Origin of the sequence: Nonomuraea coxensis DSM 45129 (genome assembly GCF_019397265.1) — a bacterium.
Classification (GTDB): Bacteria; Actinomycetota; Actinomycetes; order Streptosporangiales; family Streptosporangiaceae; genus Nonomuraea; species Nonomuraea coxensis.
The window spans coordinates 8,856,810-8,873,444 of sequence record NZ_CP068985.1 but is presented as its reverse complement, the minus strand read 5'-3'; the positions used below and the strand labels follow the sequence as shown (position 1 = coordinate 8,873,444).

Sequence of the window (16,635 nt, the reverse complement as noted above, 5' to 3'; positions counted from 1 at the left end):
ACGGCGTGGCTATACACGAAGAGTCACGTACGACCAGGGACAGGAAGGGGCCATCCGCCGTGGACGCGAACGGCATCGACGCCGCGCCCGGGTTCCGGGCGGCGCTGGCGGTGGCGGACGCCGTCCTGTACGAGGGCTACCTGCTGTACCCCTATCGCCGTTCCTCGCCGAAGAACCAGGTCAGATGGCAGTTCGGCGTGCTGCTGCCGGAGCCGTGGGCGAGGGCGCACGGGCTGGAGGGCGGCGGGGTGGCGGGCTCCGCCGAGTCGTGGTGGCAGCAGACCGAGTGCCTGCTCGTCGCGCCCGCCGACGCCGTCGTGCGGGGCCGGCTCCGTTTCCTGCAACTGCGCCGCCGTACGTCCGAGGAGCGGCTGCCGGACGGCGGCCACCGGGAGGCGGACCGGGTCGGCGAGGCGCTGAGCTTCGACGAGGCGGTGCCGCGCGAGCTGGACGTCCTGGCGTCCGTGGCGGAGCTGCTGGCCGGTGAGAAGCGGCTCGACCTGCGGGTTCCGGGCTCCGAGACGGTCACCCCGCTGCCCGGCTCGGCCGGGCGGACCCGGTGGCGCGAGTGGCCGTTGAGCGCGCGGGTGACGCTGTCGCTGACACCGTGCGAGACAGCGGCGACGACGGCGGCGGCGCCGCTGCCTGCGGGGGAGACGCTGTTCAGGCTCCGCGTACGGACCGAGAACGCCGGCCTGGAGCCGGCGCCGGAGACGCCCAGGGAAGAGGCGCTGCAGTACGCCCTGATCGCCTGTCACACCCTGCTCACCGTGCCCGGCGGCCGGTTCGTGTCGCTGCTCGAACCCCCGGACTGGGCGCGGGACGCGGCCGGCGCCTGCGTCAACGCGCACACGTACCCGGTGCTGAGCGGCGACCAGGTGGTCCTGTCGTCGCCGATCCTGCTCTACGACAACCCGCGGGTCGCGCCGGAGAGCCCCGGCGACCTGCACGACGCGGCGGAGATCGACGAGATCCTGTCGCTGCGCACGCTGACGCTCACCGACGCCGAGAAGCGCGAGGCACGCGCCACCGACCCGCGCGCCGCCGCGATCCTCGACCGGGTCGAGGCGATGACGCCGGAGGACCTGGCCCGCCTGCACGGCACCACCCGGGACCTGCGGCCGGCCGGTCCGGTGCCCTGGTGGCATCCCGAGGCGGACGCCTCCGTGTCGCCGGACACGGACGCCGTCGAGGTGGCCGGGACGCTGGTGCGCAAGGGCAGCCGGGTGCGGCTGCGGCCCCGGCTGCGCGGCTCGGACCCGCAGGACATGTTCCTCGACGGCAGGACGGCCCTGGTGGAGGCGGTGCTGCTGGACGTGGACGGCGCCCGCCACCTCGCCGTGACGGTGGAGGACGACCCGGCGGCCGAGCTGAACCAGTGGTACGGCCGGTACCGGTACTTCGCGCCCGAGGAGACCGAGCCGCTGGACGGGCCGCTGGACGGGCCGCTGGACGGGCCGCTGGAGGGGGAGCCCGCATGAACCGGGTGCTGGTGGCCGGGATCGGCAACGTGTTCCTGGGCGACGACGGGTTCGGCGTCGAGGTGGTCAGGCGGATGGATCCCTCGGCCCTGCCCGGGTCGGTGGTGGTGGCCGACTACGGCATCCGCGGCGTCCACCTGGCCTACGAACTGCTCGGCGGCGCGTACGACACGCTGATCATGGTGGACGCCGTCGAGATCGACGGCCCGCCGGGCACCGTGGCCGTGCTGGAGATCGACGACGAGCCCGCGCCGGACGCCCTGCCGCCCGTGAACGGGCACGGCATGCATCCCCAGGCCGTCCTCGACCTGCTCAGGAAGCTGGGCGGCGGGGTGGCCAGGGTGCTGCTGGTGGGCTGCCGGCCTCAGACGATCGACGAGGTCATGGGCCTTTCCGAGCCGGTCGCCGCCGCCGTCGAGGGCGCGGTCGCCGCAGTGACGGCGCTGGCCCGTGACGAGACGTACCGACAATCCGACAGGGAGCGCGCCGATGCATGAGACGGGAATGTGCGACGAGATCGTCGAGGCGGTCCTGCGCCGGGCGGAGGGACGGCAGGTGGCCGCGGTACGCGTCCGTGCCGCCTTCGCCGGGCACCGGCCCGATCCGGCGGTCGTCGAGCAGGGCTTCCGCGTGGCCGCGGCCGGGACCCCGGCCGAGCACGCGCGGGTCGAGCTGGTCACCGAGCCGCCCGCCGTGAGCTGCCGCGACTGCGGCGCGAGGACGCCCGCGGCCGACGCGCTCGCGCTCGTCGCCTGCCCGCGCTGCGGCGGCGTCGACGTCGAGATCGCGGGCGACACCGGTGTCGTCGTCGAGTCGATCACCTACCAGCCGGACGTTGTCACCACCGAGGCCAGCGAGGTGCGCACATGACACAGACGCAGCAGCAGGGCGGCCCGACCGCCGGCTACGACGAGATGCACATCCTGTGGATATCCGAGGGCATGAGCTGTGACGGCGACACCGTCTCGGTCACCGCGGCGACCCAGCCCGCGATCGAGGACGTGGTCAACGGCACCATTCCCGGTCTGCCGAAGGTCCACCTGCACAACAAGGTGCTGTCGCCCAGCCTCGGCGGCGAGGACTACCTGGCTCCGTTCCGTGCCGCCGCCCGCGGTGAGCTGGAGCAGCCGTTCATCCTCGTCATCGAGGGTTCGGTGCCCAACGAGAACATCAACGGCGACGGCTACTGGACGTCGTTCGGCAACGACCCGGAGACCGGCCAGCCGCTGACCCTGAACACCTGGATCGACCGGCTCGCCCCGCGCGCGTGGGCGGTCGTCGCCATCGGCACGTGCGCCACCTACGGCGGCATCCACGCGATGGCGGGCAACCCGACCGGCTGCATGGGCCTGGCCGACTACCTCGGCTGGGACTTCCGGTCGGCCGGCGGGCTGCCGATCGTGAACGTTCCCGGTTGCCCGGTCCAGCCGGACAACTTCATGGAGACCCTGACCTGGGTGCTCTACCACGCCGCCGGGAGCGCGCCGCCGCCTCCGCTGGACGAGATGCTGCGGCCCCAGTGGCTGTTCGGCAAGACGGTCCACGAGGGCTGCGACCGGGCCGCGTACTACGAGCAGGCCGACTTCGCCCACGACTACAACTCCCCGAAATGCCAGGTGAAGGTGGGCTGCTGGGGCCCGGTGGTGAACTGCAACGTGCCGAAGCGCGGGTGGATGAGCGGGATCGGCGGCTGCCCGAACGTGGGCGGCATCTGCATCGCCTGCACCATGCCGGGGTTCCCGGACAAGTTCATGCCCTTCATGGACATGCCGCCCGGCGGCAACCTGTCCTCGACGCTGATCAAACCGTACGGCGCGTTCATCCGCCGCATGCGCGGCATCACCAACCACACCGCCAACAAGGAGCCCCGGTGGCGGCACAACCGTGAGGCGCTGACCAGCGGCTACGACCCGCGCTGGCGCCCGTAGAGCCGTCGGCGCGCACGAGAGAGGGGAGCACGGCCGATGGCCATCGAACAGCAGGAGAGAGCCACGCCCAAGCCGGGGCAGCTCGTCGAGATGTCCTGGGACCCGATCACCAGGATCATCGGCAACCTCGGCATCTACACCAAGATCGACTTCGAGAACCAGCGCGTGGCGGAGTGCCACAGCACGTCCTCGCTGTTCCGCGGCTACTCGGTGTTCATGAAGGGCAAGGACCCGCGCGACGCCGGGTTCATCACCAGCCGCATCTGCGGCATCTGCGGAGACAACCACACGACGTGCTCGGTCTACGCGCAGAACATGGCGTACGGGATCAAGACCCCGAAGCTCGCTGAGTGGATCATGAACCTCGGCGAGGCCGCCGAGTACATGTTCGACCACACGCTCTTCCAGGACAACATGGTGTTCGTCGACTTCTGTGAGGCGATGGTCAAGAGCACCAACCCGAGCGTCCTGCGCCGGGCCACGACCACCGAGGCGCCGAACGCCCGCATCCACGGCAAGCGCACGATCGCCGACATCATGCAGGCGTTCAACCCGTTCGAGGGCGACGTCTACAAGGAGGCGCTGACCGTCAGCCGCGTCACCCGGGAGATGTTCTGCCTGATGGAGGGCAGGCACGTGCACCCGTCGACGGTCTATCCCGGCGGCGTCGGCACGATGCCGTCACCGACGATCTTCACCGACTACCTGTCGCGGCTGATCAACATCATCGACTTCGTCAAGAAGGCCGTCGCGCTCAACGACGACGTCTTCGACTTCTTCTACCAGGCGCTGCCCGGCTACGAGGAGGTCGGCCGGCGCAGGGTGCTGCTGGGCTGCTGGGGTGCGTTCCAGGACCCCGAGGTGGTCGACTACCGCTACGAGACGATGAACGAGTGGGGCAAGGCGATGTACGTCACCCCCGGTATCGTCGTGGACGGCGAGCTCATCACCACCGACCTGGTGGACATCAACCTCGGCATGCGCATCCTGCTGGGCAGCTCCTACTACGAGGACTGGGTGAACGAGAAGCCGTTCGTCACCCACGACCCGCTCGGCAACCCGGTGGACATGCGCCACCCGTGGAACCAGACCACGCTGCCCGCCCCGCAGAAGCGGGACTTCGACGGCAACTACAGCTGGGTGATGAGCCCGCGCTGGCTCGACCAGCGCACCGGCGACCACCTGGCGCTGGACACCGGCGGCGGCGCGTTCGCGCGCCTCTACACCACCGCGCTGGCCGGCCTCGTGGACACGCCGTACGTGAAGTCGACCGGTTCGAGCGTGCAGATCAACCTGCCCAAGGGCCCCGGCCTGCCGGAGATGACGCTGGAGTGGCGGATCCCCCAGTGGTCCAACGCCATCGAGCGCAACCGGGCCAGGGTGTACTTCGTGGCCTACGCCGCCGCCATGGCGGTGTGGTTCGTCGAGCGGGCGCTGGAGCGCGTGCGCGGCGGCGACACCAAGGTGTTCCAGGACTTCGACGTGCCGGACCAGGCCATCGGCGTCGGCTTCCACGAGGCGGTGCGCGGCGTGCTGTCGCACCATCTGGTGATCGAGAAAGGCAAGATCGCCAACTACCACCCGTACCCGCCCACCCCGTGGAACGGCAGCCCGCGCGACCGCTACGGCACCCCGGGGCCGTACGAGGACGCCGTGCAGGACATGCCGATCTTCGAGGAGAACGGACCGGAGAACTTCAAGGGCGTCGACATCATGCGCACGGTCCGCAGCTTCGACCCGTGCCTGCCCTGCGGCGTCCACATGTACCTCGGCAAGGGCCGCACGCTGCGCAAGCTGCACTCGCCCATGTTCGGCGGCGGCCATGACTGACCCGCCGAGGCTGGACGAGCGCACCGTCGCCGGGCACCTGGAGCTGCTGGAGGAGCTGCTGAGCGGGCTGGAGGCGACCCCGGGGCCCACGGCGGAGCAGGCGCTCGACGCGATCGCCACGCTCGCCGGGGTGTACGGGGAGGCGCTCGCCCGCGTCATGGAGCGCGCCACCGCCGCCTCTCCGGAGTTCGGCGCGGCGCTGGCGGACGACGTCCTGCTGGCGCACCTGTTCGTGCTGCACGGGGTGTCCACCGGCAAGGCTCCGGCGGCTGAGCCGGGAGCGGCGTTCATCCCGCTCGACACGCTCTCCCGGCGGTCCGCCACCGCCAGGGCGGCGCCATGACCGACACCGTGCCCGACACCGTGACCGACACCGTGACCGCTGTGGCCGCGGGCGCGCTCGGCCGGGTGATCAGACGGCCGGTCGCCCGGCAGCGGCGGGCCGCCGAGCCGTGCGAGCTGTGCGGCGAGCCGCTGCCGGGCGAGCACGCCCACCTGCTGGAGGAACGCCGGGACCTGGTGCTGTGCGCCTGCCGCGCCTGCGCGCTGCTGTTCGAGCGGGGGGAGACCTGGGCGGGCCGGTTCCGGCTGGTGCCTCACCGGCGGCTCCGCCTCACCGGACCGCCGCCGTCCGAGCTGGGCGTGCCGGTGGGCCTGGTGTTCTTCGTCCGCCGCTCCGACGGCGCGGTCGTGGCCCACTACCCGAGCCCGGTGGGCGCCACCCGCTGGGAGGTGGACGCCGCCACGTGGGACCGGCTCGTCGGCCGGTACGAGGAGCTGGAGTCGATGCGGCCGGCGGTGGAGGCCTTCCTGGTCGCGATCGTGCGCGGCATGGACGAGCGCTGGCTCGTACCCATCGACGACTGTCACCGGCTCGTCGCCCTGGTACGCCAGGAGTGGACGGGCATGTCCGGCGGCCCGCGGCTCTGGGACCGGATCGCGGCCTTCTTCGCCGAGCTCGACAGATGAGGAGGACGACATGGCAGGAATCCGCGTAGGCAAGCCCGACGTGCGGCCCGACACGCCCTCGCACGTCAAAGGCGTGCGGCAGGGCAACGCGAAGGGCGCGTACCGCCATCAGGCAGGCCACCACAAGGACGACACCGCCGACGCGCGGCGGTCCACGGGCGTGTGCCCCGGCAAGGAGAACCCGATCCTGCCGATCATGCCGAACCTCTCGCCCAGCTAGACCGAGAGGAGGTGGAGGTCGACATGCGGCAGCCAGGCAAGTTGCTGGCCCTGTTCGCCGGGGTCGTGGTCATCGCGATGATCTGGCGGGAACTGCCCGCCATGAAGCGCTACATCACCATGCGAAGAATGTGAGAGGAGCGAGGCAGCCGATGTGCCTGGGCATTCCCGGCGAGATCGTCGAACTCATCCCCGGACAGCCCGAACTCGCCAAGGTCGAGGTCGCGGGCGTCCGGCGGGCCATCAACGTCGGGCTGGTCAGCCAGGACGGCATCCGTCCCGGCGACTGGGTGCTCGTGCACGTCGGCTTCGCCATGTCCAAGATCGACGAGCGGGAGGCGGCGGCCACGCTCGAACTCCTGCGCGGTCTGGGACAGGTGTACGCCGACGAGCTCGACGCGCTCGCGGAATCCGACATCACCTGAGAGGCGGGACAGTGCGGTTCGTCGATGAGTACCGCGACGCGGGCGAGGCCAGGAAGCTGGCGGCGCGGATCCGGGACCTGTGCGAGCCCGGCCGGCGCTACACCTTCATGGAGGTGTGCGGCGGCCACACGCACACGATCTACAAGCACGGGCTGGAGGACTACCTGCCCGAGTCGGTGTCGCTGGTCCACGGCCCCGGCTGCCCGGTCTGCGTCATCCCGATGGGGCGGGTGGACGACGCCGTCGCCATCGCCCGCGAGCCGGGCGTGATCATGACGTCCTTCGGCGACATGATGCGGGTCCCGGGCGGCCAGGGCTCGTTCTTCGACGCCAAGGCCGCGGGCGCGGACATCCGCATGGTGTACTCGCCGCTGGACGCGCTCAAGATCGCCCGGCAGAACCCGGAGCGCACGGTCGTCTTCATGGCCATCGGGTTCGAGACCACCGCCCCGTCCACGGCGATGACCGTGCTGCGCGCGGCCGCCGAGGGCATCGGGAACTTCGCGGTCTTCTGCAACCACGTGACGATCATCCCGGCGATCAAGGCCATCCTGGACTCGCCCGACCAGCGGCTGGACGGCTTCATCGGGCCCGGCCACGTCTCCACCGTCATCGGCTGCCGGCCGTACTCCTTCATCGCCCGCGACTACGGCAAGCCGCTGGTGTGCGCGGGGTTCGAGCCGCTGGACGTCCTGCAGTCGGTGTACATGCTGCTGCGCCAGCTCGCCGAGGGCCGGTCAGAGGTGGAGAACCAGTACACGCGGGTGGTGCCGTGGGACGGCAACCCCCGGGCGCTGTCGGCGATCTCTCAGGTGATGGAGCTCCGGCCGCACTTCGAGTGGCGCGGGCTGGGCTTCATCGCGCACTCCGCGCTGCGGATGCGGGCGGAGTACGCGGCCTACGACGCCGAGACGCGCTTCCCCGTTCCGGGGGTGCGGGTGGCCGACCCGAAGGCGTGCCAGTGCGGCGAGGTGCTGAAAGGCGTGCTGAAGCCGTGGGAGTGCAAGGTCTTCGGCACCGCCTGCACGCCCGAGACGCCCATCGGCACCTGCATGGTGTCCTCGGAGGGCGCCTGCGCCGCCTACTACAACTTCGGCCGCTTCACCCGGCGCCGCGAGGTCGCGCCGCTGCCTGGACTGAGGAGCGGCGGGAGCGCAGCGACCAGAGCGACGAGGGAGGGCGGCGGGCTTGAGCGACCGAGCAGCCTCACGAAGTGAGGCCATGAGCACAGCGTTTCGCGAGGAGCAGGTGCTGGAGCGGATCGAACGCGTCCGCCGCCGCAAGCCGAAGATCACCGAGGAGCGGGTGACGCTGGCGCACGGCGCGGGCGGCAAGGCGTCGCGGACGCTGATCGAGGCCGTCTTCGTGGACGCCTTCCGCAACCCGGTGCTCCAGTCGCTCGACGACGGCGCCACGCTCGACCTCGGCACCGGCCGGCTGGTCTTCACGACCGACTCCTACGTGGTCTCGCCGCTGTTCTTCCCCGGCGGCGACATCGGCGACCTCGCCGTCAACGGGACCGTCAACGACCTGGCGGTCTGCGGGGCCAGGCCGATGTACCTGTCGGCGGCGTTCGTCCTGGAGGAGGGCTTCCCGATCGCCGACCTGCGCAGGATCGCCGCCTCGATGGCGGCCGCGGCCGAGCGGGCCGGCGTGCGGGTGGTGACCGGCGACACCAAGGTGGTCCAGCGCGGCAAGGCCGACGGCTGCTACGTGACCACGGCCGGCGTCGGGGCCCTGGAACGGCCGGTCACGCTGGGCGAGTCGCAGGTCAGGCCCGGGGACGCGGTGATCGTGTCGGGGCCGATCGGCGAGCACGGCATCACCGTCATGATCGCCCGGGGTGATCTGGACATCGAGGCGGACCTGACCTCCGACACCGCGCCCGTGCACGACGCCGTCGCCGCGCTCCTCGACGCCGTCCCGGTGCGGATGATGCGCGACGCCACCAGGGGCGGGGTCGCGACCGTGCTGAACGAGGTGGCCCGCGGCGCCGGGGTGGCCGTGACGGTGAACGAGCGCGCGGTCCCGGTGCGCCCGATCGTGACCGGCGCCTGCGAACTGCTCGGCCTGGACCCGCTGTACGTGGCGTGCGAGGGCAGGTTCGTGGCCGTGGTCGACGGCGACCACGCGGAGGCCGCGGTGGCGGCGCTGCGCCGGCATCCGGTGGGGGAGGGCGCGGCGGTGGTCGGCTCGATCGTGCCGGGGCCTCCGGGGATGGTGCTGCTCAACACCGCCTTCGGCGGCACCAGGATCGTGGACCTGCTGGTCGGTGACCCGCTGCCGCGCATCTGCTGACCCGTAGGGTCGGGCTAACGGCGGTCGTTCGCCGCGGCGACGACCGCCTGCCCGAGCGCGATGCCGCCGTCGCCCGGCGGGACCCGGGAATGGACCAGCACCAGGAACCGCTCCCGCTCCAGACCGGACACCACGGCCTCCAGCAGGACGGTGTTCTGGAAGACGCCGCCGGACAGCGCCACCGTCCGCAGGCCGGTCCCTTCGGCCAGCACCCGGACCGCGCGGACCACCGCCGCGGCCAGGCCCCGGTGGAACCGCGCGGCGATCCGTCCCGCGTCCACCCCGGCCGCGACGTCCTCGGCCGCGGCCCCGACCAGGTCGCCCGCGGCGATGACCAGGGGCTCGCCCTCGATCAGCCGGGCCGGGTACGCGCCCCGCTCGCCGGGATCCACCCGGGCCTCCAGCTCGGCCGCCGCCTGCCCCTCGTACCCGATCACGTCGCGGACGCCCGCGACCGCCGCGACCGCGTCGAACAGCCGCCCGGCGCTGGACGTGAGCGGGGAGTTCAGCCCGGTCCGCGCCATCCGGACGACCACCGGCCACTGCTCCCGATGCCGCTCGGCCACCGGCAGGCCGGGCGGCGCGGCACCGTGGATCCGGTCCAGCCAGGCCGCCGCCATCCGCCACGGCTGCCGCACCGCCGCCGCGCCGCCCGGCATCGGCACCGCCTCCAGGTGCCCCGCCCGCCTGAAGGAGACCAGGTCGGCGACGAGCAGCTCCCCGCCCCACAGCGTGCCGTCCTCGCCCAGGCCGAGCCCGTCGAACGCCACCCCGATGACGGGCCCGCCGTGACCGTGCTCGGCCAGGCAGGAGGCGATGTGCGCGTGATGGTGCTGGACCCCGACCAGGTCCACGCCCTCGCGGTCGCGCGCGTACGCGGTCGACAGGTACTCCGGGTGCAGGTCGTGGGCGACCACGGCCGGGCGGACGCCGAAGATCCGGCAGAAGTGCTCGACGCCCTCGGCGAAGGAGCGCAGGGTCTCGTAGTTCTCCAGGTCGCCGATGTGCTGCGACAGGAACGCCTGGTTCCCCCTGGCCACGCAGAAGGTGTTCTTGAGCTGGGCGCCGCAGGCGAGCACCGGCCGGGGGAACGGCCACGGCACGCCGACGGGGGCCGGCGCGTACCCCCTCGATCGGCGGACGACCAGCTCCCGGCCGCGGAAGACCCGCACCAGCGAGTCGTCGGCGGGCGCCTCGATCCGCCGGTCGTGCACGAGGAACCCGTCGGCCACGCCCGCCAGCCGCCGCAGCGCCTCCTCGTCGCGGTGGGCGATGGGCTCGTCGGTGAGGTTGCCGCTGGTCAGCACGTACGGCGCGGCCAGCCGGTCGGCGAGCAGGTGGTGCAGCGGCGTGTACGGCAGCATCACCCCGAGGTCGCGCGCCCCGGGCGCCACGGCGTCGGCCACCGGCGCGTCGCGGCGGCGCGGGGCCAGCACGATCGGACGGCCCGTCCCGGTGAGCAGCCGTTCGGCCGCCGGGTCGAGCTGGACCAGCGTCCCGGCCGCCGCCAGATCCGGCGCCAGCACGGCGAACGGCCGGCTCTCGCGGCGCTTGCGGGCCCGGAGCGTGGCCACGGCGGCCGCGTCGGCGGCCAGGACGGCGAGGTGGTAGCCGCCCAGCCCCTTGATCGCCACGACCCGGCCCGCCTCCAGCCACCGCGCCGCCACCTCGACCGGATCCCCGGCCACGGGCCGGCCGTCCGCGCCGAGGGCGCGCAGCGCCGGCCCGCACGCCGGGCAGCACACCGGCTGGGCGTGAAAGCGCCGGTCACCGGGGTCGCCGTACTCCCGCGCGCAGGCGGCGCACATCGCGAAGTCCGCCATCGTCGTGGCGCACCGGTCGTACGGCACGCCGGTGACGATGGTGAACCGCGGCCCGCAGTCGGTGCAGTTGGCGAACGGGTACCGGTGCCTGCGGTCGCCCGGGTCACGCAGTTCCCGCAGGCAGGCGGCACACGTCCCCGCGTCCGGCGACACCAGCGCGCCGTCCGGGAACTCGCCGCGCCGGCTGGGCACGATGCGGAAACCGGACCCGCCCACGGGCTCCGCCGGCTCCACCGAGACGCGCTCGACCAGGGCGAGCGGCGGCGCCTGACCGGTCAGGCCGGCCGTGAACGCGTCCAGCGTGGACGGCTCGCCCTCCGCCTCGATGAACACCCCACCGGGGTCGTTGCCGACGAACCCCGACACCCCGTACGCCCCGGCCAGCCCGCACACGAACGGCCGGAACCCCACCCCCTGCACCAGCCCCTCGACCCGCACCCGGATCCGGCGCGCCCCCGTACCGGACATGCCCGTCACGTCTCGCCGGTCAGCACCCGCTGGGTCAGCTCCCACAGCACGTGGCAGAGGGTGATCTGCGCCTCCTGGATGCGGTGCACCGACGCCGACGGCACCACGAACAGGTACGCGACCCGATCCTCCTGCGCCATCGGCCCGCCGTCGTAGCCGACCAGCCCGACGGTGAGCATGCCGCGCCTGGACGCCTCCGCCATGGCGTTGAGCACGTTGGCCGAGCCCCCGCTGGTGGACAGCCCCACCGCCACGTCGCCGCGGCGGCCGAGCGCGGCCAGTTGCCTGGCGAACACCAGCTCGTACCCGACGTCGTTCGACAGCGCCGTGAGCAGCGCGACGTCCTGGGCGAGCGGCACCGCCGCGACCGCGCGCGCCGGCTCCGGCGGGGCGGCGAACACCTGCGCGACGGCCTGCGCGTCCGTGCTGCTCCCCCCGTTGCCGAAGGCGAACAGCCGGCCCCCCGCCTCGAACGCCGCCGCCATCGCCCGGGCGCACGCCACCAGGCGCTCGGCGTGCAGGGCGACCAGCGAACGGCGCAGCGCGACGATCTCGTCGGCCTTCCTCCTGGTGGACGCGCACAGGTCGGTGACGACGGCTTCCCGGTCGACCGGCGCCGGCGCGAGGAACGGGTAGAGCGCCTCGATCCCGCCGGGCTCACCGACCGTGCTCACGGCTCTCCCCTCCGTACGTGCCGATCGCGATGGCCTCCTTGGCGTGCACCAGGACGACGTCGCCCACCTGCGCGTCCACCAGCGCCACGCTGACCTCCTCCGGCCCCGACTCCGTCTCCACCAGGGCCAGCCCGTCCTCCAGCAGCCGCAGGACGCGCATCGGCACCGCCGCGTCGGAGCACGTGACGCAGACCTCGTCGTGGCACGGCTCCGTCATCGGACCGCCTCCAGCTCGTGGAAGACGTGCACGAGCTCCCACAGCACGTGGTAGATCGTCACGTGCACCTCCTTGACGATCAGCGGGTCGTCGGAGCGGACGGCCAGCACGTGGTCCGCCTCGGGCGCCGCCCGCCCGCCGGTGAGCGCCACCGTCAGCAGCCCCAGCGCGCGCGCCGCCGCGAGACCGTTGCGCACGCCGGCGCAGTCGCCGTCGGCCGACAGCCCGAGCGCGATGTCGCGCGGCGCGGCCAGCAGCCGCAGCTGGGCGGCGAAGATCCCGTCCAGGCCCTGGGTGCGGGCGATGCCCGTGGCCACGGCCATGTCCGTGGTGAGCGAGACGGCCGGGAGCGCCGGCTTGCCCATGATGACCGGATGCGCGAACTCGACGGCGACGTGCTGCGCGTCGGCCACCGACCCGCCGGTGCCGAACACCAGCAGCTTGCCGCCCTCGCGGAACCGCTCCGCCATGGCCTGGCAGGCGCGGACGATCCGCTCGGCGTCCTCCCCGACGGCGGTCGCCGGTCCCGTGCGCCGCTCGAACGCGGCGGCCACTGCGGCCACCGCGGACACTGGGGACACCGCGGACACGTCCGTCATCGCCGGGTCCTCACCCATGTCGCCTCCTCCCACCCGGTCGCCGGGCCCTCCTGCACGGCCGGGACCGGCTCACACGAGGCCAGGGACTCCTCACCCGGCCCGGCCGGCCCGCGCCTGGCCGGGAGCCCGCGCCCGCCCTCATCCTGACCGCCCGCTTCCTGAGTGATCCGCGTCCATCTGGCCAGGCAGGTCTCAAGGAGCTGGCGGACCTCGGTCAACCGGCGCATCCACGCCTGCAGCTCCGCCATGCCGCCGGTGGTCAGCTCGTAGCGCCTGCGTGCCGGCCCCGCCTCGGAGGCCACCCAGGCGGAGGCCAGGTGGCCCGCGCGTTCGAGCGAGCGGAGGGCGCGGTAGACCTGGCCGGGCTCCGCGTCGGACGCCCCCATCCGCGCCAGCCGCTCGATCAGGTCGTACCCGTGACCGGGCCGCTCGCAGATGAGCAGCAGCAGGAAGGGAGGAAGCAGGCCGCGCACGTCACTGCCCGACATGGGTCCCCTCCTCCCGTGCGGTCATGGCCGGTCGTCAGGACAGTAGACCGCCGCCCGGCACGGAGCCGGGCGGCGCGTCAGCCTCTTGCACGAGTCATCGCCGTAGCCACGCCAAGAATCTCCCGAGGGGCCGGTCAGGCGCAGGTGTAGCCGGACGGCACGGCCGTGTCGCCGCTGGGCCTGCTCGCCTGGAAGCCGAAGCTGGTGGTGCCGGCTCCCGGCGCGAGCGTGCCGTTGTGGCCGACGCTCCTGGCCGTGACGGTCTGGCCGCTGGTGGTGACGGTGGCGTTCCACGAGCCGGTCAGGGTGTGCCCGGCCGGCAGGGTGAACGTGACGGTCCAGCTGGTGATCGTCGAGGTGCTGGTGTTGGTGACGGTCAGCGGCTGGATCACGTACCCGTTCCCCCACTGGGACTGCACGGTCGGGGTGGCCGAGCAGGCGCCTCCCGTGCCGCCCTGAGTGGTGATCTGGACGGTGCCGGAGACCGGCGAGACGTTGCCGGCGGCGTCGCGGGCCCGGACCTGGTAGCGGTAGGTGGTGCCCGCGGACAGGCCCGTGTCGGTGAACGAGGTTGTGGTTGAGGTGCCGACCTGGGCGAACGTCCCGCCTGTCGCGCCGGGGGCGCGCAGGATGTCATAACCGGTCACGCCGGTGTCGTCGGTGGAGGCCGTCCAGGTCAGGCTGGTGCCGGTTGTGGTGGTGCCCGAGGCGGTGAGCCCGGTCGGGGCGGTCGGCGGCGTGGTGTCGCCTCCGCCGGCGGTCGTGGTGAAGGTGACCAGCCCGGAGTTGCCCGACAGGTTGCCCGCGCCGTCACGCGCCCGTACGTACACCTGGTACTGGGTGCCGGCGCTCAGCCCGGTCAGGGTGATCGAGGCGGTGGTGGACTGGCCGAGCTGCGGGTCGGTGGCGCCCTGCTCCCGGTACACGTTGTAGCCGGCCAGGCCGGAGCCGCCCTGGTCGGTGGACGCCGTCCAGGTCAGCGTGGCAGTCGTGGCGGTCACGCCGGACGCGACCGGCGTGCCCGGCGTCGTCGGCGGCGTGGTGTCGGTCTGGCTGCCGGTCAGGCCGAAGAACTCGACGGCATAGCGGGCCATGCCGCTCTGCGGAAGGACATGCCCGGCCCCCTGGATGCTGTACGCCTCGACCTGAACGGTGCCGGACGCATTGGCGTACCGGCTGCGGTTCCAGCCTGCCTGCGGGGTGTCGGTGCTGGTCGGGGTCTGGCTCAGCCCGAACACGTTGGTCCACTGCTCGATCGACTCGCGCAGCAGCGAGTAGGGCACGAGGGTGTCGCCGGTGCCGTGCCACAACTGCACGCGCGGGCGGGGTCCGGAGTATCCCGGGTACGCCTGGCGGACCGCGTCGCCCCACTGCTGGGGTGTCCGGTCCATGCTCCCGCCGGTGCACCTGCTGCTTCCTGGCGGGTAGTCGGAGGCGCCGGCGAAGCAGTTGAAGGGCACCCCCATGAAGGAGGCCCCGGCCTTGAACACGTCCGGGTGGACGGCGAGCATGTGCTGGGTCATCATGCCGCCGGACGAGCTTCCGGTGGCGTAGACCCGGTCCGGGTCTCCCTGGTAGGTCCGCTCGGCATAGTCGATCATCGAGAGGATCGAGACCGGGTCGCTGCCGCCGCCGCGCTGCTTGGCCGCGTCCGACCAGGTGTCGAAGCAGTTGCCGAACCCCGCCGACTGGGTGGCGGTCGGGTAGATGACGATGAAGCCGTACCGGTCCGCCAGCGAGGCGAACTCGCTGCCCTGGTAGAAGCCGGGACCGGAGCCGCCGCAGCCGTGCATCGCGACCACGATCGCCGGCGAGGCCGGGCGCGAGTCAGGCACGTAGACGTGCATCCGCATGTTGCCCGGGTTGTTGCCGAAGCTGGTCACCTCCACCAGGCTGGCGGCGACGGCTGGCGATCCGAGTGCCACGGTCATGACGGCAAAGAGCGCCGCGGCGCAGGCACCGGCCAGCACTGTGGTCAAGCGTCTCATGCGCGCCCCTCCTCTCCATGTCCGCGGCGCGCCGCCGATCGGTCCGCCGCGTATTGACGTCGGTCGCTGGAAAATAGAAGGGCCACGGTTCACCGTCAACGCACGCCTGGTGGGCGTGCCCGCCGGTTCACCTGGCAGAGCGCCGTTTCCGCTGGTTATCAAGCAACTTGTTATCAAGCTCCTTGATAAGAGGGTGGGAAACTTTCATCGGAGCCCGTTCCCGCGGGGGCGCGATATCGTCTCCTGGTGACCGATCCGGGTGCCCCCGCGGCCGCTGCGCCGGACGCCCCGCCGCCCCGTGTGAGCTACCTGGTGTTCCGGCTGGAACGCCGCATCCGCGCCTGCCTGGACGAAGCGCTCGCCCGGCACGGCATGACGACCACCGGATACATGGCGCTCAGCGAGCTGCGCCTGCGCGACGCCCCGTCCTCGGCCGACCTGGCCCGCATCGCCTTCGTCACCCCGCAGGCGATGAACCTGGTCATCCGCGACCTCGAACAACGCGGCCTGATCCGCCGCGACCCGCACCCGAACGGCGGCCGCGCCCTCCGCACCCGCCTCACCCCGAAAGGTCTGCGCACCCTCCGGCGATGCGACCGCTCTCTCGACAGCATCGAAGCCGTCATGCTCGCCGAGATCGACGACCCGGACCGCACGACCCTCGCGGAAGCACTCATACGCTGCGCCCGAGCCCTCCACCCGGACACACGGCCCTGACCCGGCCCCCGTTCGGATACGCTCGGGGGTACCTGGTCCACGGTGGGCGAGACAAGCGGAGGCAGGAATGCGGGGGAAGCGGCAGGGCGCCATCGGCGCTCCTCTCGCGCTGCTGACCCTGCTGGCCGCGCTGTTCTGCGTCACCGGCGCCTCCCTGGCACCGTCAGCGATGGCGGGCTCCGCGACCGCGGTCACCGCGGCCCACGCTGACGGGGGAGAAGCTCATGAGTCGCTGGGAGCTACCGACGAGACGGCGCCCGCCGTCCCGGCGGGCACCCGGTGCCTGAAGAAGGCGCAGCCCGAGCAGCAGCACCCGCGCATCGGCGCCCTGCCCGCCCGCGCGCTGCCGGTGGAGAACGACGCCCTGGCGCCGGCCCGGGCGCCCACGCGCACCGGCGCCCCGCGCCGCAATCCGACCGAGTCTCCGCCCGACCTCACCGAACTCTCCGTACGACGCGTGTAGGAACGCGCGGTGTCCGCGTGTTCCTGTCACTTCCCCGTACGAGTGGAG

Annotated in this window: 20 protein-coding genes; 14 read left to right on the top strand and 6 right to left on the bottom strand. The window is 72.6% G+C overall.

Going from position 1 to position 16,635, the window contains the following annotated elements; genetic code table 11:
- The first annotated feature begins 59 nt into the window (after positions 1-59).
- The 12 genes from Nocox_RS41640 to hypE are packed head-to-tail and all read left to right on the top strand — an operon-like array spanning position 60 to position 9,150.
- On the top strand, positions 60-1,481 hold the full coding sequence (locus tag Nocox_RS41640; protein WP_020540936.1) for a hypothetical protein: 1,422 nt from the start codon (positions 60-62) through the stop codon (positions 1,479-1,481).
- Positions 1,478-1,978, top strand: coding sequence for a hydrogenase maturation protease (locus Nocox_RS41635; protein ID WP_020540935.1), 501 nt, complete (start codon positions 1,478-1,480; stop codon positions 1,976-1,978). Before Nocox_RS41640 ends, Nocox_RS41635 begins: the two co-directional genes overlap by 4 nt.
- Positions 1,971-2,351, top strand: a complete 381-nt coding sequence (locus Nocox_RS41630; protein ID WP_157382796.1) for a hydrogenase maturation nickel metallochaperone HypA — start codon at positions 1,971-1,973, stop codon at positions 2,349-2,351. Before Nocox_RS41635 ends, Nocox_RS41630 begins: the two co-directional genes overlap by 8 nt.
- On the top strand, positions 2,348-3,409 hold the full coding sequence (locus Nocox_RS41625; protein WP_020540933.1) for an NADH-quinone oxidoreductase subunit B family protein: 1,062 nt from the start codon (positions 2,348-2,350) through the stop codon (positions 3,407-3,409). Before Nocox_RS41630 ends, Nocox_RS41625 begins: the two co-directional genes overlap by 4 nt.
- Positions 3,410-3,445: 36 nt before the next feature.
- Complete coding sequence (locus Nocox_RS41620; RefSeq protein ID WP_020540932.1) at positions 3,446-5,239, top strand: nickel-dependent hydrogenase large subunit; 1,794 nt, start codon at positions 3,446-3,448, stop codon at positions 5,237-5,239.
- Positions 5,232-5,582: a hypothetical protein gene (locus tag Nocox_RS41615; protein WP_020540931.1), complete on the top strand. Its 351-nt coding sequence runs from the start codon at positions 5,232-5,234 to the stop codon at positions 5,580-5,582. The genes Nocox_RS41620 and Nocox_RS41615 overlap by 8 nt, the downstream gene beginning before the upstream one ends.
- The gene (locus tag Nocox_RS41610) at positions 5,579-6,208 is read left to right on the top strand and encodes a DUF5947 family protein (protein ID WP_051112435.1); all 630 of its coding nucleotides are present in this window, start codon (positions 5,579-5,581) and stop codon (positions 6,206-6,208) included. Before Nocox_RS41615 ends, Nocox_RS41610 begins: the two co-directional genes overlap by 4 nt.
- Before the next feature lie 10 nt (positions 6,209-6,218).
- The gene (locus Nocox_RS41605; protein WP_026213882.1) at positions 6,219-6,428 is read left to right on the top strand and encodes a hypothetical protein; all 210 of its coding nucleotides are present in this window, start codon (positions 6,219-6,221) and stop codon (positions 6,426-6,428) included.
- Between the two features lie 23 nt (positions 6,429-6,451).
- Positions 6,452-6,562 carry a DUF6893 family small protein gene (locus tag Nocox_RS44360; protein ID WP_425517746.1) on the top strand — a complete coding sequence of 37 codons (111 nt, stop codon included), beginning with the start codon at positions 6,452-6,454 and terminating at the stop codon, positions 6,560-6,562.
- A gap of 17 nt (positions 6,563-6,579) precedes the next feature.
- The gene (locus Nocox_RS41600; RefSeq protein WP_020540927.1) at positions 6,580-6,852 is read left to right on the top strand and encodes a HypC/HybG/HupF family hydrogenase formation chaperone; all 273 of its coding nucleotides are present in this window, start codon (positions 6,580-6,582) and stop codon (positions 6,850-6,852) included.
- 11 nt (positions 6,853-6,863) lie between these two features.
- Positions 6,864-8,069, top strand: a complete 1,206-nt coding sequence (hypD, locus tag Nocox_RS41595; RefSeq protein ID WP_020540926.1) for a hydrogenase formation protein HypD — start codon at positions 6,864-6,866, stop codon at positions 8,067-8,069.
- A 4-nt stretch (positions 8,070-8,073) separates the two neighbouring features.
- Positions 8,074-9,150 carry a hydrogenase expression/formation protein HypE gene (gene hypE, locus Nocox_RS41590; protein WP_026213881.1) on the top strand — a complete coding sequence of 359 codons (1,077 nt, stop codon included), beginning with the start codon at positions 8,074-8,076 and terminating at the stop codon, positions 9,148-9,150.
- A 14-nt stretch (positions 9,151-9,164) separates the two neighbouring features.
- Here hypE and hypF read toward each other — a convergent pair whose 3' ends face one another.
- From hypF to Nocox_RS41560, 6 genes are all read right to left on the bottom strand, one after another.
- Entirely contained in the window at positions 9,165-11,441 is a 2,277-nt protein-coding gene (hypF, locus tag Nocox_RS41585; protein WP_211212524.1) for a carbamoyltransferase HypF, read from the bottom strand.
- Between the two features lie 5 nt (positions 11,442-11,446).
- Positions 11,447-12,115: a D-sedoheptulose-7-phosphate isomerase gene (locus tag Nocox_RS41580; protein WP_020540923.1), complete on the bottom strand. Its 669-nt coding sequence runs from the start codon at positions 12,113-12,115 to the stop codon at positions 11,447-11,449.
- Entirely contained in the window at positions 12,099-12,332 is a 234-nt protein-coding gene (locus tag Nocox_RS41575; RefSeq protein ID WP_020540922.1) for a HypC/HybG/HupF family hydrogenase formation chaperone, read from the bottom strand. The genes Nocox_RS41580 and Nocox_RS41575 overlap by 17 nt, the downstream gene beginning before the upstream one ends.
- On the bottom strand, positions 12,329-12,949 hold the full coding sequence (locus Nocox_RS41570) for a D-sedoheptulose-7-phosphate isomerase (RefSeq protein WP_246649695.1): 621 nt from the start codon (positions 12,947-12,949) through the stop codon (positions 12,329-12,331). Before Nocox_RS41570 ends, Nocox_RS41575 begins: the two co-directional genes overlap by 4 nt.
- Positions 12,928-13,419 (bottom strand): PadR family transcriptional regulator, encoded by a 492-nt coding sequence (locus tag Nocox_RS41565; RefSeq protein WP_020540920.1) that lies wholly within the window; start codon positions 13,417-13,419, stop codon positions 12,928-12,930. The genes Nocox_RS41570 and Nocox_RS41565 overlap by 22 nt, the downstream gene beginning before the upstream one ends.
- A 134-nt stretch (positions 13,420-13,553) precedes the next feature.
- Positions 13,554-15,407: an extracellular catalytic domain type 1 short-chain-length polyhydroxyalkanoate depolymerase gene (locus Nocox_RS41560; RefSeq protein ID WP_084685270.1), complete on the bottom strand. Its 1,854-nt coding sequence runs from the start codon at positions 15,405-15,407 to the stop codon at positions 13,554-13,556.
- Between the two features lie 246 nt (positions 15,408-15,653).
- Here Nocox_RS41560 and Nocox_RS41555 point away from each other — a divergent pair, with 246 nt between their 5' ends.
- Entirely contained in the window at positions 15,654-16,124 is a 471-nt protein-coding gene (locus Nocox_RS41555; RefSeq protein ID WP_026213879.1) for a MarR family winged helix-turn-helix transcriptional regulator, read from the top strand.
- Positions 16,125-16,191: 67 nt separating this feature from the next.
- The gene (locus Nocox_RS41550) at positions 16,192-16,587 is read left to right on the top strand and encodes a hypothetical protein (RefSeq protein ID WP_020540917.1); all 396 of its coding nucleotides are present in this window, start codon (positions 16,192-16,194) and stop codon (positions 16,585-16,587) included.
- Positions 16,588-16,635: the final 48 nt, after the last annotated feature.